The sequence below is a fragment of the Glacieibacterium sp. genome (assembly GCF_965200405.1).
GTDB lineage: Bacteria > Pseudomonadota > Alphaproteobacteria > Sphingomonadales > Sphingomonadaceae > Glacieibacterium.
Genome location: NZ_OZ241356.1, coordinates 1,483,683 through 1,497,940, shown reverse-complemented (window position 1 = coordinate 1,497,940; position 14,258 = coordinate 1,483,683). Strand labels below are relative to the sequence as shown.

Annotated in this window: 11 protein-coding genes; 6 read left to right on the top strand and 5 right to left on the bottom strand. The window is 65.0% G+C overall.

Annotated elements, in window-relative coordinates; translation table 11 throughout:
* Positions 1 to 220: 220 nt before the first annotated feature.
* Positions 221 to 2,437, top strand: a complete 2,217-nt coding sequence (katG, locus tag ACOFKW_RS06900; protein WP_419816592.1) for a catalase/peroxidase HPI — start codon at positions 221 to 223, stop codon at positions 2,435 to 2,437.
* A gap of 67 nt (positions 2,438 to 2,504) precedes the next feature.
* Here katG and ACOFKW_RS06895 read toward each other — a convergent pair whose 3' ends face one another.
* The 3 genes from ACOFKW_RS06895 to bla all read right to left on the bottom strand — a co-directional run bounded on the left by ACOFKW_RS06895 (position 2,505) and on the right by bla (position 6,875).
* Positions 2,505 to 3,431, bottom strand: coding sequence for a hydrogen peroxide-inducible genes activator (locus ACOFKW_RS06895; RefSeq protein WP_419816591.1), 927 nt, complete (start codon positions 3,429 to 3,431; stop codon positions 2,505 to 2,507).
* A gap of 157 nt (positions 3,432 to 3,588) precedes the next feature.
* Positions 3,589 to 5,913 (bottom strand): serine hydrolase, encoded by a 2,325-nt coding sequence (locus ACOFKW_RS06890; protein ID WP_419816590.1) that lies wholly within the window; start codon positions 5,911 to 5,913, stop codon positions 3,589 to 3,591.
* Positions 5,913 to 6,875 carry a class A beta-lactamase gene (bla, locus tag ACOFKW_RS06885; protein ID WP_419816589.1) on the bottom strand — a complete coding sequence of 321 codons (963 nt, stop codon included), beginning with the start codon at positions 6,873 to 6,875 and terminating at the stop codon, positions 5,913 to 5,915. The genes ACOFKW_RS06890 and bla overlap by 1 nt, the downstream gene beginning before the upstream one ends.
* 208 nt (positions 6,876 to 7,083) lie before the next feature.
* Between bla and ACOFKW_RS06880 the strand changes: the two genes are divergently transcribed.
* Together ACOFKW_RS06880 and ACOFKW_RS06875 are read left to right on the top strand one after the other, a co-directional pair.
* Positions 7,084 to 7,764 carry a helix-turn-helix domain-containing protein gene (locus ACOFKW_RS06880; protein ID WP_419816588.1) on the top strand — a complete coding sequence of 227 codons (681 nt, stop codon included), beginning with the start codon at positions 7,084 to 7,086 and terminating at the stop codon, positions 7,762 to 7,764.
* 62 nt (positions 7,765 to 7,826) lie between these two features.
* Entirely contained in the window at positions 7,827 to 9,110 is a 1,284-nt protein-coding gene (locus tag ACOFKW_RS06875; RefSeq protein WP_419816587.1) for an alanine racemase, read from the top strand.
* A gap of 16 nt (positions 9,111 to 9,126) precedes the next feature.
* On the opposite strand, the gene ACOFKW_RS06870 is transcribed toward ACOFKW_RS06875, so the two are convergent.
* Complete coding sequence (locus tag ACOFKW_RS06870) at positions 9,127 to 9,510, bottom strand: RidA family protein (protein WP_419816586.1); 384 nt, start codon at positions 9,508 to 9,510, stop codon at positions 9,127 to 9,129.
* 89 nt (positions 9,511 to 9,599) lie between these two features.
* On the opposite strand from ACOFKW_RS06870, the gene ACOFKW_RS06865 reads away from it, so the two are divergent.
* Positions 9,600 to 10,727 (top strand): NAD(P)/FAD-dependent oxidoreductase, encoded by a 1,128-nt coding sequence (locus ACOFKW_RS06865; RefSeq protein ID WP_419816585.1) that lies wholly within the window; start codon positions 9,600 to 9,602, stop codon positions 10,725 to 10,727.
* Here ACOFKW_RS06865 and ACOFKW_RS06860 read toward each other — a convergent pair.
* A complete protein-coding gene (locus ACOFKW_RS06860; protein WP_419816584.1) occupies positions 10,724 to 11,356 on the bottom strand; it encodes a helix-turn-helix domain-containing protein in 633 nt (210 codons plus the stop codon). The genes ACOFKW_RS06865 and ACOFKW_RS06860 overlap by 4 nt on opposite strands.
* 123 nt (positions 11,357 to 11,479) lie before the next feature.
* On the opposite strand from ACOFKW_RS06860, the gene ACOFKW_RS06855 reads away from it, so the two are divergent.
* A complete protein-coding gene (locus tag ACOFKW_RS06855) occupies positions 11,480 to 12,601 on the top strand; it encodes a hypothetical protein (protein ID WP_419816583.1) in 1,122 nt (373 codons plus the stop codon).
* Positions 12,598 to 14,211 carry an N-acyl-D-amino-acid deacylase family protein gene (locus ACOFKW_RS06850; protein ID WP_419816582.1) on the top strand — a complete coding sequence of 538 codons (1,614 nt, stop codon included), beginning with the start codon at positions 12,598 to 12,600 and terminating at the stop codon, positions 14,209 to 14,211. Before ACOFKW_RS06855 ends, ACOFKW_RS06850 begins: the two co-directional genes overlap by 4 nt.
* The last annotated feature ends 47 nt before the right edge of the window (positions 14,212 to 14,258 follow it).

The window sequence follows — 14,258 nt, the reverse complement described above, 5'->3', positions numbered from 1 at the left end:
GCAGTTTAGCGCATTTTGATGGTTAACGGCATCGACTGAGAACGACAGTGTGTCGTTGGTGCAACAGTCGGTCCGGGTCTCACTCCCCGACCAGAAGTAAATCGGGGGCCGGTTCCGGTCTTTGATCGGTTTTTCCGTTCCGTCCGATGAAGATTAATCGTTTATATGAGACGACAGGCGGGCCTAGGTTCCTCTGATACGGATTCTTGGGAGACGTAGAATGGACATGAAGACCAGCAACCTCGAGGGTTGCCCGATGAAGGAGTCAGCGGCGCGATCGCTGCTCGGTCGCACCAACCGCGACTGGTGGCCTGATTCGCTACCCCTCGACATTCTCCATCAGGGTGGCGTTTCGCCCGACCCGATGGGTGATGACTTCGATTATGCCGCAGCGTTCAGGAAGCTCGATTATGCGGCTTTGAAGGCGGACCTGACCGCATTGATGACCGACAGCAAGCCGTGGTGGCCCGCGGATTACGGACATTACGGCCCGTTTTTCATCCGCATGGCGTGGCACGCGGCGGGTACCTACCGGACTGCGGACGGTCGCGGTGGTGCGAGCAGCGGGCAGCAGCGTTTCGCGCCGCTCAACAGCTGGCCGGATAACGGCAACCTCGACAAGGCACGTCGCCTGCTGTGGCCGATCAAGCAGAAGTACGGGAAAAACCTGAGCTGGGCCGACCTGTTCATCCTAACCGGCAACGTCGCCATCGAATCGATGGGCGGCCCGGTGTTCGGCTTCGGCGGCGGCCGCAAGGACGTGTTCGAGGTCGAGCGCGATGTCTACTGGGGTGCCGAGGAAAATTGGGTCGAATCGACCGAGACGCGCATCCAGCCCGATCGCGAGATGGAGCTCGAGCACCCGCTCGCAGCGATCCAGATGGGCCTCATCTACGTCAATCCCGAAGGCCCCGGCGGCAATCCCGACGCGCTGCAGTCGGCACGTGACATCAAGGTGACGTTCGAGCGCATGGCGATGAACCACGAGGAGACCGTCGCTCTTGCCGCGGGCGGCCACACATTCGGCAAGGCGCACGGCGCCGGCGATCCGAGCCATGTCGGTGCTGCTCCGGAAGGCGCAGACATTGCCTTGCAGGGTCTCGGCTGGACCAGCGGCCACGAGACCGGCGTCGGCGAGCACACCATCACCAGCGGCATCGAAGGCGCCTGGGTCAACACGCCGACCGAATGGTCGGAGAACTACTTCCGCCTGCTGCTCGATTATGACTATGAGTTGGTGCGCTCGCCGGCCGGCGCCAAGCAGTGGCAGCCGATCAACCAGAAGCTGGAGGACATGGCTCCCGCGGCGCATGATGCGTCCAAGCGCGTGCCGACGATGATGACCACGGCCGACATGGCCTTGAAGGTCGATCCGGAATTCCGCGTCATCTCGGAGAAGTTCCGCAACGATCACGAGGCGTTCAAGGATGCGTTCGCGCGCGCCTGGTTCAAGCTGACCCACCGCGACATGGGACCCAAGGGCCGGTATCTCGGACCCGAGGTGCCGCAGGAGGACCTGATCTGGCAGGATCCGGTGCCGGCCGGCACGACGCCGTCGGCTGCCGAGGTCGAGGCGTTCAAGGCCAAGATCCTTAACGCCGGTTTCAGCGTCGGCCAGCTCGTCAAGACCGCCTGGGCTTCGGCGTCCAGCTATCGCCGCTCTGATCACCGCGGCGGTGCGAACGGCGCTCGCATCCAGCTGCTCCCGCAGCGCAACTGGGCGGTCAACGAGCCGGCAGAGCTGGCGACCGTGCTTGCCAAGCTCGAGGAACTGCGTGGCAGCCTGTCGATGGCCGATGCGATCGTGCTGGCCGGGACTGCGGCCGTCGAGAAGGCCGCCCGTGATGCCGGCTTCGCGATCGACGTGCCGTTCACCGGCGGTCGGGGCGACGCGACGCAGGACTGGACCGATGCCGAGAGCTTCGACGTGATGGAGCCCAAGGCGGACGGTTTCCGCAACTATCTGCAGACCAAGCATTCGGTGAAGACCGAGGAGCTGTTGCTCGACCGGGCATCGCTGCTGGGTCTGTCGGTGCCGGAAATGACTGTCCTCCTGGGCGGGCTGCGGGTGCTGGGTGCAAACCACGGCGGCAGCATCAACGGCGCCTTCACGACGCGGATCGGACAGCTGACCAACGACTTCTTCGTCAACCTGCTCGACAACGACACCTTCTGGGAAGTCGTCGACACCAGCAGTGACGAGGAGTTCATCGGTTACGATCGCGGCGGCCGCCAGAAGCGCTGGCACGCCACCCGCACCGACCTGATCTTCGGCTCGAACAGCCAGTTGCGCGCAACTGCCGAGGTCTATGCCGAACGCGGCAACGAGGAGAAGTTCGCGAAGGACTTCGTCGCGGCATGGAACAAGGTCATGAACGCCGACCGGTTCGACCTGGCGATGGCCGATCCGGCGCACCCGGTCGAGGTCGCGAACTAACCCGAACGCTGGACCCGGTAGGTCTGGTCGCCAAGACCAGATCTACCGGGCGGCATTCGTCGACCGATCAGTCAGACACCTCGGCAACCTGCCCTGTCGATTGCTGCGCCTCGACGAACGCCTTCCCCAGCAATCCGAACTCGACGGCGCGAGGACTTCCCTTGCGCCATGCCAGTGCGATCTGGCGTGACGATGCGTCGGCATTGAGGTGCCGCGTGACGATGCCGGTTCCGTTCAGGATGCCGGCAAGCACCGCCATCTGCGGGATCAGCGTCAGCCCCAGGCCATTGTCGACCATCTGCACCAGCGTGTGCAGCGAGGTTCCCAGCATCCGCGCCTCGGCTCGCAATTGCGGGCGATTACACGCCGCGAGCGCGTGATCCTTCAGGCAATGCCCGTCTTCCAGAAGCAGCAATCGATGTTCGTCGATCGCGCTGGCCGACACCGTTGCCGGGGGATTGTCCTGTGGCGGGAACGCCAGCAGCAACTCGTCCTTGAACAGCTCCATCATGTCGACGTCGCCGCACGCATAGGGCGTGGCCAGCAACACGCAGTCGAGCTGCCCGCGATGCAGGGCCTCGCACGCCGACTGGCTCGTCTCCTCGCGCAGGAACAGCTTGAGCTCGGGCCAGCGGCTGCGCAGGTGCGGCAGGGCGGCCGGCAGGAAGAACGGCGCGATCGTCGGGATGACGCCCATCCGCAGCTCACCGGTCAGCGGCAGACCCTCTGCACGGACCATGTCGGCGAGCTCCTCGGCTTCGCGGAGCACCCGCCTCGCCTTCTCGGCGATTCGCTCGCCCAGTGGCGTGAAGCGGATCACCCGACGAGTGCGCTCGACCAAAGTGACCCCGACCAGCGTTTCGAGGTCACGCAGGCTGGCCGACAGTGTCGACTGGGTAATGAAGCAGCTCTCCGCAGCGCTGCCGAAATGCCCGTGATCCCGCAGCGCGACGAGGTACTGCAGCTGCTTGATCGTCGGGAGGTACGCAGTCACTCAAATCTCCAGGGATGTCCACTCGCCGCCACGACGCCGGGCTCCGCATGACCCGTTATTAACAGCAACCACGGTCCAGCGACCATATGGTGCTTCGGAGAGGATGTTGCCGGTGGTTGCAGGCGTCGCAGCTTGAAATGGACCATCGACCGCAGGTTCAGCGGCGGATCTGCAGTTCCTCGAAGCTTGCATTGCCGATCGGATAGGCTTGCCACCCGACTAGGTCGAAGTGCCACCATTCCTGCGGGTAGACCGTGAAGCCCTGCTGCTCCATCGCCTTCCGCAGGACCTCGCGACGCCAGCGCTGCGCGTCGCTGCCGCCGACATAGTTCGAATAGGACCGACTGGAGAACTCATCGTATCGTCCGGTGGTGACGACCGTCCTGCCGGTCGCAAGGTCGACCATGCTGAGGTCGACGGCGGCACCGCGGTTGTGGCGCGAGCCCTGGCTCGGATCGGCGACGAAGACGTGATTGGCCGGCGGCGTGGCGTCCCAGAACATCTTGGTGACGAACCACGGGCGATAGGCATCGTGGATGACCAGTCCGAAGCCCTGCGCTGCAAGGGCCCGCTGGACACGGCCGACAGCCTCGGCGGCGGGGCGTTGCATGAAGGCGCCGACACTCTCGTAAATCTGTTGCCCCATGAAGTTGTTGGTGCTCGCGTAGCGCACGTCGAGACGTATCCCCGGATCGACGGCGGTCAGCGCGATCATGTCGGAGGGACGGGCAGAGCGCGGTTCGACCGGAGGCGTCGCTGCCTTGGCAGCGGCTCGCAGCGCGGCCAGGCCGGTGTTCAACGTCAGTCGCTGAGCCGCTTCTGCTTCGGCACCGAAGTCTCGTCGCGGCCAGCGGATGCCGCCGAGCAGCGCCGCGACGACGTTGCCATCGGCGCCGCGCTCGAATTTCAGTCCCTCGAGCGGGTACAACCCTCGATCGGTGGGAAAGCCATAGGTATCGGCCGCGATCCGCCGAAGCGGCAGCCAGTCGGTCCATTCGATCCGCACATAGGGCCTGCCGTCGCGCTCGTAGACGCGCATGACGTTGTAGTTCCAGCCATACTCCCCGATCAGCGACGCGAGTTCGGCTTGCGGCTCAGGTGGCCGCGCCCATGGTGCGCGGGTGAAGCGGCGGCCGGCCAGCTCCAGCCATGCTCCGTCGGGTGCAAAGGCCAGGCGGTCGTCGAACAGTTGCACGTCGTCTAGATAATAATGCCCGGTGGCCTGTCGGACCTCGCCCGCCAGTTCCGGAGCGTCGAGTACCAGCCCGCCGTCGAAGACCCGGGTATTGACGCTGTCGTTCTCGTCGACGAAGCGCCCCGACAGTTTGACCGCGTCGGCACCTACGATACGATCGGTGTGGAGCATCGCTGGCAACGCCCTGCCCTGCCGCTGCGCCAGCAACGCTCGCAGCGCGAAGCTGCCCAGGCGCTGCGCCGTCGGCCCCGAATCCACCGTGCTGAACACCACGACACCGATGCCCGCCCCCGGCATGACGCGCAGGTCGGTGGCAAAACCATAGACCGCGCCGCTGTGGCCGACCGTGCGCTCGCCGTCGAGCTGCCCGAGCACGAAGCCCAGCCCGAAACTCCGTGCCCCCGCCGGCACGACATATTGCGGTCGCCACATCTCCGTGAGCGTCGCCGGCTTGAGCAGCGTGCTATTGCCGACCCTGCCGTCGTTGAGCAGCATCGTCGCCATTCGCCCAAGGTCACCGACCGTCGAGTATAGATTTCCCGCCGCCGGAGTACCAAGATCGAGCGCTGGCGCGGCCCAGCGCCCACCATCGAACGAGGCCATCTGCGCGAAAGCGACCGGCCGCTTGAGGCCGGTCCGGACAAAGCTGCTCGAGCTCATGCCCAGCGGACCAAGCACCAGCCGGTCGACCGCGGCCTCGAACTTTTGCCCACTTACCCGCGCGACGACCTCGCCGACGACGGCGATACCCGCATTGGAATATTTGGTCACCGTTCCCGGCCTGGCGACCAGCGTCGTCGCGTTGAGGCTGGCGACGGTATCCGGCTGACCCTTTGCCGCGGCATCGAAATAATGTCCGCGCGGCGGCTCGCGGACCAGCCCGCTGCGGTGAGTCATCAGCTGGCGTAACGTGATCGGCGTTCCGAACGGGTTGTGCGGCGTGAAGCTCGGTAGATAGCGGGTCACCGGGGCGTCGAGATCTAGCTTGTGCTGCTCCACCAGCCGCATCACCGCGATGTCGGTGAACAGCTTGCTGACCGAACCGGCACGGTAGATATCGTCGACGCCGGCCGCGACCTTGCCATTTGCGTCGCTAGAGCCCCAGGCGCCCGACCAGATCACGCCGCTGCGGTCGACCAGCGCTATGGCGATCGATGGAATTGCCTTGTCGCTGATCTCGGCTTGTGCGGCCGCGGCGACGGCGTTCGCCACCGGATCGGCGGCCGCGCGCGCCAGACTGGGCATCAGCACGACCGCCATCAACAACAGATAGCCGAGCCGCCGCATCACTCGCCGCCGAGCGAGTAATAATCGTAAGCGAGACGCGAGATGTTGGCGATCACCCGCTCCTCGACGTCGATGCCCTTGCTGTCACCCTTGATGAAAACCGCGATCGCGAACTGGTCGCCGTCGGGCAGGGTGACCAGTCCGACATCATTGGCGGTGCCCATCAGCGTCCCGGTCTTGTGCGCCACCACCGTTCCGACCGGCAACTGTCCCTTGAGGCGCTTCTCGCCGGTGTGACAGCGTTCCATGACTTCGATCAGCGTCCTCGTGCCGGCCGGGCTCAGCGCCTTGCCCGCACGGATGACCTGCAGCAGCGCCACCATTGCCTCGGGGGTCGAGCTGTCGCGCGGATCGTCGTTGAACGACTTGAGGAAGATGCCTTTGGTGTCGCGTTCACGCATCGCCGGCTCGGCTTTGAAGGCGGCTTCGATATTCTCGGCGAAGGTCCCGTTGCCCGGCTTTGCCAGTCCTAACGCGCGATAGATCAGCCGGGCGGTGTCCGCGTCGACCCGCTGACCGGTAATACCGATGCCGCGCAGCCAAGCGGTAACCGCCGCCGGGCCGCCCGCCTGGGCAACCAGCACATCGGTGGCGGTATTATCGCTGCGGGTCAGCATCAGTTCGAGGAGATTGTGCATCGACAGCGCGATGCCCGCATGCGGCAGGGTCTCCGCGATGCCTTCGGACGCGACGATCACTGCAGGACTGACGGTGACCATGCGGTCGAGCGTCAATTCGCCCTTGTCGATGCGCGACAGGATCGTGCCTGCCACCGCAATCTTGAAGGTGCTGGCCATCGGGAAAGTAGTGCCGCGGTTTAAAGACGCTATCGTCTTGCCACCGACCCGCTGCACGGCAACGCCGACCTGCCCGTCCGTCTGCGCCGCGAAGCGGGCGAACCCGGCCTCCAGGTTCGACGGAGTGACTGCCGCAGCGACGGATGTCGGCGTAGCGGCAAACACGGTGCAAGCAATCAGAAGGACCGCTGCTTTAAGATCACGCACGCGCATCAGCTATCCCCCGCTCAACCAGGCGCATGATTGTTTCGGAAGTTTTCATAAGTCAACGCGAGTTTTCAATATCGGTAAATCCCGGTGGTGCGTCGCCGCAACCCTGCGGTTTCGATGACACTCCTCCAGCGACGTGCTAATCGGGCAACTTCGAGAGAGGATGAAAGTGCATTCGGCCAAGCTTCCAAGGAACGACGTCGAGCGGCCGCATGCCCTCGCCGAGAGCGATCCCGGCGCCGTCATCCGTAGCATCCGTACCGAGCGCGGCTGGACGCTGGCCGAGGTCAGCAAGCGAACCGGCCTGCCCGTTTCGACATTATCGAAGGTCGAAACCGGCAAGATGTCGTTGAGCTACGAGAAGCTGCTGCGCATCAGCCACGGTCTCGAACTGGACATCACCCGGCTGTTCGCCAGTCCGACGGCGGTAGCGCCGCCCGTCACGGCAACCGGTCGGCGCAGCATCACCCGCGCCGGTGAAGGGCCGACGATCCGTACCGCGACGTACAGCTATGTCTATGCCGCGGCCGATCTGCTTCACAAGACGCTCAACCCGATGATCATCGACGTCAGCGCCCGCTCGATCCACGAGTTCGGCGAGCTGATGCGCCACCCCGGTGAGGAATATGCGATGGTCCTGTCCGGCAGCTGCGAATTCCACTGCGACCTATATGCGTCCGCGGTGCTGGAGACTGGCGATTCAATCTATTTCGATGGTGGCATGGGTCATGCCTATGTCGCAGTCGGCCCTGGTCCCTGCCGGGTGTTGTCGGTCTGTTCGGCGACCGACGAGGACCTCAAGTCGCGCCTCCGGCCGCTCCCTGAGCTTGTAGTAAGCCTCTAGAGTTTTCTGATATTGAAAACTACAGGTCGCTGTGCCACCATTGCTACAATGGGGGAGCAGGAATGACCGGTACCGCTGAAGCGGCACGCGCAGCGCCGTTGGATTGGCGCTTCAAGGCATGGCCGGCGGTGGCAGAGCCGCAAAGCCCGTCGCAACTCGCCGGCTGCGGCTGGTCGCTGCTTAACGAAGACCTCATGCTGCCCGTCGCCGTGCTCCACGAGTCAGCGCTGCGCCACAACAGCGGCTGGATGCGCCGCTTCACCGAGGTGACCGGCGTCCACCTCGCGCCGCACGGCAAGACGACGATGAGCCCCGACTTGTTCGACATGCAGTTCGCCGACGGCGCCTGGGGCCTGACCGCCGCGACTGCTGCTCACGTCCGCATCTACCGCCGGCACGGCGTTCGCCGCATCATCATGGCCAACCAGCTCGTTGGCCGCCAGCCGATCGCCTATATCCTCGGCGAGTTGAGGGGCGATCCGGACTTCGATTTCTACTGCCTCGTTGACTCGGTCGCAGCTATCGAATTGCTCGAGGCTGCAATCGAGCGGGAGCCGGCAACACCGCGCCTGCAAGTCCTGCTCGAACTCGGCATGGCGGGCGGACGTAGCGGCGTCCGCAGCGATGCCGACGCCATCGCGATCGCCCGCCGCGTTGCCGCTTCGCCTTTCCTGGTCCTGCGCGGCATCGAGACGTTCGAAGGCATCATCCAGGGTAGCGGGCCAGCGGGTGAGGACCGTATGCAGGGCTTGGTCGAGCGCGTGGCCTTGGTCGCCGACGCCTGCCTCCAGGAGGGCCTGTTCAGCAGTGTGCCAATCCTGTCGGCTGGTGGCTCGTCGTTTTTCGATGTCGTTGCCGCGGTGCTCACGCGGGGCGCGTCGTTCGAGACCGTGCTGCGCAGTGGTTGCTACCTCGTCCACGACAGCAGCTTTTATGCCGAGTTGATCGACCGCCTCGTCGAGCGTTCGCCGGCGGCGGCAAGCCTTGGCGAGAGCTTGCGCCCGGCCCTCGAGGTCTGGGCCTATGTCCATTCGCGGCCCGAACCAACTCGACTGATCGCCGGGCTGGGCAAGCGCGATACGTCGGCCGACGTGCGCTTGCCGACCCCGCTGCGCTGGTCGCGCCCGGGTAGCGGCTCGGTCACGCCGCTGCCTTCTGGGCATGCGGTCGTCAGGCTCGACGACCAGCACGCCTATCTCGACATTCCAGCCGAGTCACCGCTGCGCGTCGGCGACATGCTGGCGTTCGGAATATCGCACCCGTGCACGACATTCGATCGCTGGCCAGCGCTTTACCTGGTCGATGACGCGCTGACGGTGACCGGTGCGATCCGCACGTTCTTCTAGCCGACCCTGCCGAAGCTCAACTGCCGGGCTTCGTCGCGACCACCTCGATCTCGACCAGAGCTTCGGGGGCGACCAGCGCGCAGATGACGGTCGACCGGACCGGATAGGGCGCTTTGAAACGCGAGGCGTAGACCGCGTTGAAGTCGGCAAAGTCGCTCGCCGCGGTCAGCCAGACCGTCGCCTTGAACACGTCTGCCAGGGTTGCGCCCGCCGTCGCGAGCAATGCCTCGATATTGTCGAACACCTGCTCGGTCTGCGCGGTAATACCGCCGTCGAGAATCTTGCCATCGTTCATCGCCAGCTGGCCCGACAGGTAGATGAAGCCACCGACCTCGACACCGGCCGAAAGCGGTAGCACCTTGCCGGACGGTCCGACGATTGCTGGTCCAAGCTGCTTCATATTTCACCCATGTTTCAAAAATTGAAAGTTCAATTGCATGCGCCGAAAGATCGTGCAATTGCCACGTAGCAGGCAGGAGAACTGACGCAATGGAGACAGCCGACTACATTGTCATCGGCGGTGGCATGGCCGGCGTCTCGGTCGCGGCGGAATTGTCGGCTTCGGCGTCGGTGATCGTGCTCGAAGCCGAGGAACGCATCGGCGTGCACGCGACCGGACGATCGGCAGCACTCTTCTCCGAAATGTACGGTAATCGCGTCGTCCGCGCTTTGACCCGCGCCAGTCGCGAGATGCTGTTCGCGCCGCCAGCAGGCTTTGCCGAGGTGCCTCTGGTCCGGCCCCGGGCGGTGATGTTCGTCGCCGGTTCCGGCCAGGTCGAGCATCTGCATACCTTTGCCGCCCTTCCAGACGTGCGTCCCCATGTCGACGACTTGGACCTCGCCGAGGCGTTACGCCTGTTTCCGCCGCTTCGCCCCGAGTGGCTGGCCGCAGCGCTGCTGGAGCGGGCCTCGAGCGATATCGACGTCGATGCTCTCCACAACGGCTATTTTCGCTGGTTCAAGCGCAACGGCGGCGAGTTGCGCACCGAACGGCGAATCGACGCCTTGTCGTACGAGGCCGGTTTCTGGACCATCCGCGCTGGGGAGCATGTCCATCGCACGCCGATCGTGATCAACGCGGCGGGCGCCTGGGCCGACGAAATCGCGGCGCTGGCCGGAGCGGCAAAGATCGGACTGCAGCCCTATCGGCGTACGGCCGTCCTAGTCGAGCCACCTCCCGGCGCGGTAGTGACCGACTGGCCGATGGTCATCGACATCGACGAGCAATTCTACATCAAGCCCGATGCCGGACTGCTGTTGCTGTCGCCGGCGGACGAGACCGCAGTCGAGCCGGGCGATGCGCAGCCCGAGGAGTGGGACATCGCCGTTGCCGTCGACCGGGTGGGTACCGTCGCCGACATCCCCGTTCGCTCGATCCGGCGCAGCTGGGCGGGACTGCGGAGCTTCGTCGCCGATCGCACGCCGGTCATCGGATTTGCCGCGACGCCGGGCTTCTTCTGGCTGGCGGGCCAGGGCGGCTATGGCATCCAGAGTGCCCCCGCGATGGCGCGGATGGCGGCGGCGCTGGTCCGGGGCCTGCCGGTGCCGGCCGATATCGTTGCGCAGGGCATCGGCGAGGCCGACCTCTCGCCCCACCGCTTTCCCGGGAAGGATTAGCCGCCGCGAACGACGCGAAGCTCCGGGGGCGTCGGCGCCGCACCGACCGCGGCAATGCTCGAACAGATCGACAAGACCCGGCAACGCCCAGGCGCCGCGGCCAGATAGGCATGGCCCATGCTGCTATCGAAATAGATCGAGTCGCCCTGATGGAGCAGAACCGGGGTGTAGAGCTCGCTGTTGAACTCGACCGAGCCCTCGATGATCAGCGCATATTCCTCGCCAGAGTGGCGGATCAGCTCGCCGAACTCGGCGAGGGTCCTTGCCTTGGCGTCGGCGATGATCGGGACGATCTGCTTGTTGAGCAGGTCGGCGGCTAGATACCAGTGATCGTAGTTCGGCGTGTCGATCTCGCTGCCCTCGCCGTGTCGGGTGATGGTGCGCCGGCCGGTCAGCGGCGCCGGGGCTGCGTCACCCGGCGCCGGGCTGCCGAGCAATTGCGCGATGTCGACGTCCAGTCCCTCGCTGAGCCGCAACAGCTTGTCATAGGTCAGTGACATCTTGGCGTTCTCGACCTTCGACAGGGTCGATGCTGCAATGCCGGTCTTGCTGCTGACCTCGTTGAGCGTCCAGCCGCGCTGGATCCTCAATGCTTTCAGCACGGCACCGGGCTGCGGCGGCGATGTCATTCTCGATGGGTCCACACCTTGCACCGGCGCAACCTAAGCCAAACACGGCCTCGCCACAACTGACAGAGATTTTCCATATTTGAAAGGACTTGCAATTTCTGCATGTTCAAAGAATGTTGCGTGATGACAACTTCTTTGCGTCCGCCGACATGGTTCCAACGCTTCCTGTTGCCGGGACTGGCGTTCAAGGCGGTGGTCATCGGTGGCGGCTATGCGACCGGGCGAGAGCTGGCCGAGTTCTTCCTGCCCAACGGGCCGTGGGGCGGCCTTGCCGGGATGGTCCTGGCGACGCTGGTCTGGAGCCTCGTCTGCGCCGTAACCTTCGTCTTCGCGCGGCGGATGCGAACCTACGACTATCGCAGCTTCTTCGAGGCGCTGCTCGGACCTGGCTGGGTGGCGTTCGAGATCGTCTACCTGCTGTTCGTCGTCCTCATCCTCGCCGTGTTCGGTGCGGCCGCCGGCGCGATCGGTGCAGCGCTGTTCGGCTGGCCGCCGCTGATCGGGACGCTGTGCCTCGCCGGCTCGATCATCCTGTTCGTCACCTTCGGCAACACGGCGGTCGAGCGACTGTTCAAATATGTCTCGTTCTTGCTGTACGCAACCTATGCGCTGTTCCTGGTGCTGGCGCTGTCGAAGTTCGGCGGGCGGATTGCGGCGAACTTCACCGGCGCGCTGCCAGACGGCAGTGGCTGGGCCACCGATGGCCTCGCCTATGCGGGCTATAACGTCGTCGGCGCCGTCGTCATCCTCCCGGTCATCCGTCACATGACCAGCAGTCGCGATGCCGTGGTCGCCGGGCTGGTTGCCGGGCCGCTGGCGATGATTCCCGCCATCATCTTCTTCATCGCGATGGTCGGCTTCTACCCCGGCATCGCGTCCGAGACGCTGCCTTCCGACTTCCTGCTGCGCCAGCTTCAGATGCCGCTGCTGCATGTCCTGTTCCAGCTGATGATCTTCTCCGCGCTGCTGGAAAGCGGCACCGGCTCCGTCCATGCCATCAACGAGCGTATCGCCAAGGCCTGGCAGCAGCGCCGCGGCGTCGCGCTTTCGGCCCGCGCCCGCGCCGTCAACGCCGCCGTGCTGCTCGTCGCCTGCATCTTCGTCGCCGATCGCTTCGGCCTCGTTGCGCTGATCGCCAGCGGCTACCGCTGGCTGTCCTATGCCATCCTTGCCGTGTTCGTCGTCCCGCTCCTCACCGTCGGCATCGCCCGGCTGATCCGCAGTCCCAGGAAGGAAGCCCCATGAAACACCTGCTGCTCGCCAGTGCGGCGCTGCTCCTGACCGGTGCAGCGCCAGCTACCGATTACGACATCGTCATCCGCGGCGGCCGTGTCCTCGACGGCAGCGGCAATCCCTGGGTCGGCGCCGATGTCGCGATCAAGGCCGGTCGCATCGCCATGGTCGGGCAGGTCAGCGGCCGTGGCACACGCGAGATCGATGCCCGCGGCCGCTACGTCACGCCCGGCTTCATCGACATGATGGACCAGTCCGGAGAAGTCCTCCTGAAAAACGGCGACGCCGAGAACAAGCTTCGCGAGGGCGTCACCACGATGATCGGCGGCGAAGGCGGCACCCCTGTCGATGCCGACCAGATCACCGGCTATTTCGACCGGCTCGAGAAGCAGGGCATCCGGGTGAACTTCGGCTCATATTATTCGGCCATGCAGGCGCGGCAGAAAGTCATGGGCGACCATGCCGGAACACCGACGGCGGCGCAGCTCGGGGCGATGGCGAAGCATGTCGATACCGCGATGCACGCCGGCGCGTTCGGCATCAGCTCGGCGCTGATCTATTCGCCCGAAACCTTCCAGTCGACGGCCGATCTGATCGCCTTGGCTAAGGTGGCGAGCAAGTGCGACGGCTTCTACGCCACCCATATGCGGGACGAGTCGCAGAAACTGATCCCGGCGATCGAGGAGGCGATCCGCATCGGCGAGGAAGGCGGCGTCAAGGTCGAGATCTTCCACCTCAAGGCGGCCTACAAGCCCGAATGGGGAAAGCTCATGCCGCAGGCGCTGGCCGTGGTGAATGCCGCCCGGGCCCGCGGCGTCGATATCGCGGCCGACATGTACGTCTACAACGCCGGCGGCACCGGCATCGATATCACGGTGCCGACCTGGGTTTGGGCAGACGGCCTCGACAAGGCGATCGAGCGCTTGAAGGATCCCGCGGTCAGGACGAGGATCAAGCGCGAAAGTGCTGCCGGGTCGCAGCCGGGCTGGTCGAACCTGGTGGCGGCATCGGGCGGCTGGGACAATGTCACGCTCGCCAATGCCTTCAACCCGAAATACGACAAATATCAGGGCATGAGCTTCGCCAAAATCGGCGCCGCGCTCGGCAAGGATCCCGCCGACGCCGCCTGGGACATCATGATCGAGGCCGCGCCAAAACGCGCCTATGCCTTATATTACATGATCGGCGAGGAGGACATTCGCACCGCGTTGCGCCAGCCCTGGGTCAGCATCGGCAGCGATGCCGCAGCGGCCGAGAAGGTCGGGCAAGTCGACGGGATCGGGCTGCCGCACCCGCGTGCCTATGGCAATTTCACCCGCGTCATCGCCGAGTATGTCGTCAAGCAAAAGGTCCTGACGCTGGAAGACGCAGTCCGCAAGATGACCGGCTGGCCGGCGCAGCGCATGGGCCTGAGCGATCGCGGCTTGATCCGCCCGGGCATGCGCGCCGATGTACTGGTCTTCGACCCGGCCAAGGTACGCGACGTCGCGACCTACCGGCAGCCGACCCAGCTCTCGACGGGGATCGACGACGTCATCGTCAACGGCGCGCTAACCCTCGACGGCGGCAAGCTGACTGACGCCAAGGCGGGCGTCGTCCTGCGACACGCCTGCCCCGCGTGATCGTTCCCGGCGGAGCCGCCCTCTCCAGCAGAAAGGGCGGCCTAGCC

Coding starts and splice junctions, on each gene's coding strand:
- ACOFKW_RS06855 (WP_419816583.1), top strand. CDS start 11,480: ATGACAACTTCTTTGCGTCCGCCGACATGGTTCCAACGCTTCCTGTTG.
- ACOFKW_RS06865 (WP_419816585.1), top strand. CDS start 9,600: ATGGAGACAGCCGACTACATTGTCATCGGCGGTGGCATGGCCGGCGTC.
- ACOFKW_RS06875 (WP_419816587.1), top strand. CDS start 7,827: ATGACCGGTACCGCTGAAGCGGCACGCGCAGCGCCGTTGGATTGGCGC.
- ACOFKW_RS06880 (WP_419816588.1), top strand. CDS start 7,084: ATGAAAGTGCATTCGGCCAAGCTTCCAAGGAACGACGTCGAGCGGCCG.
- ACOFKW_RS06850 (WP_419816582.1), top strand. CDS start 12,598: ATGAAACACCTGCTGCTCGCCAGTGCGGCGCTGCTCCTGACCGGTGCA.
- ACOFKW_RS06870 (WP_419816586.1), bottom strand. CDS start 9,510: ATGAAGCAGCTTGGACCAGCAATCGTCGGACCGTCCGGCAAGGTGCTA.
- katG (WP_419816592.1), top strand. CDS start 221: ATGGACATGAAGACCAGCAACCTCGAGGGTTGCCCGATGAAGGAGTCA.
- ACOFKW_RS06890 (WP_419816590.1), bottom strand. CDS start 5,913: ATGCGGCGGCTCGGCTATCTGTTGTTGATGGCGGTCGTGCTGATGCCC.
- ACOFKW_RS06860 (WP_419816584.1), bottom strand. CDS start 11,356: ATGACATCGCCGCCGCAGCCCGGTGCCGTGCTGAAAGCATTGAGGATC.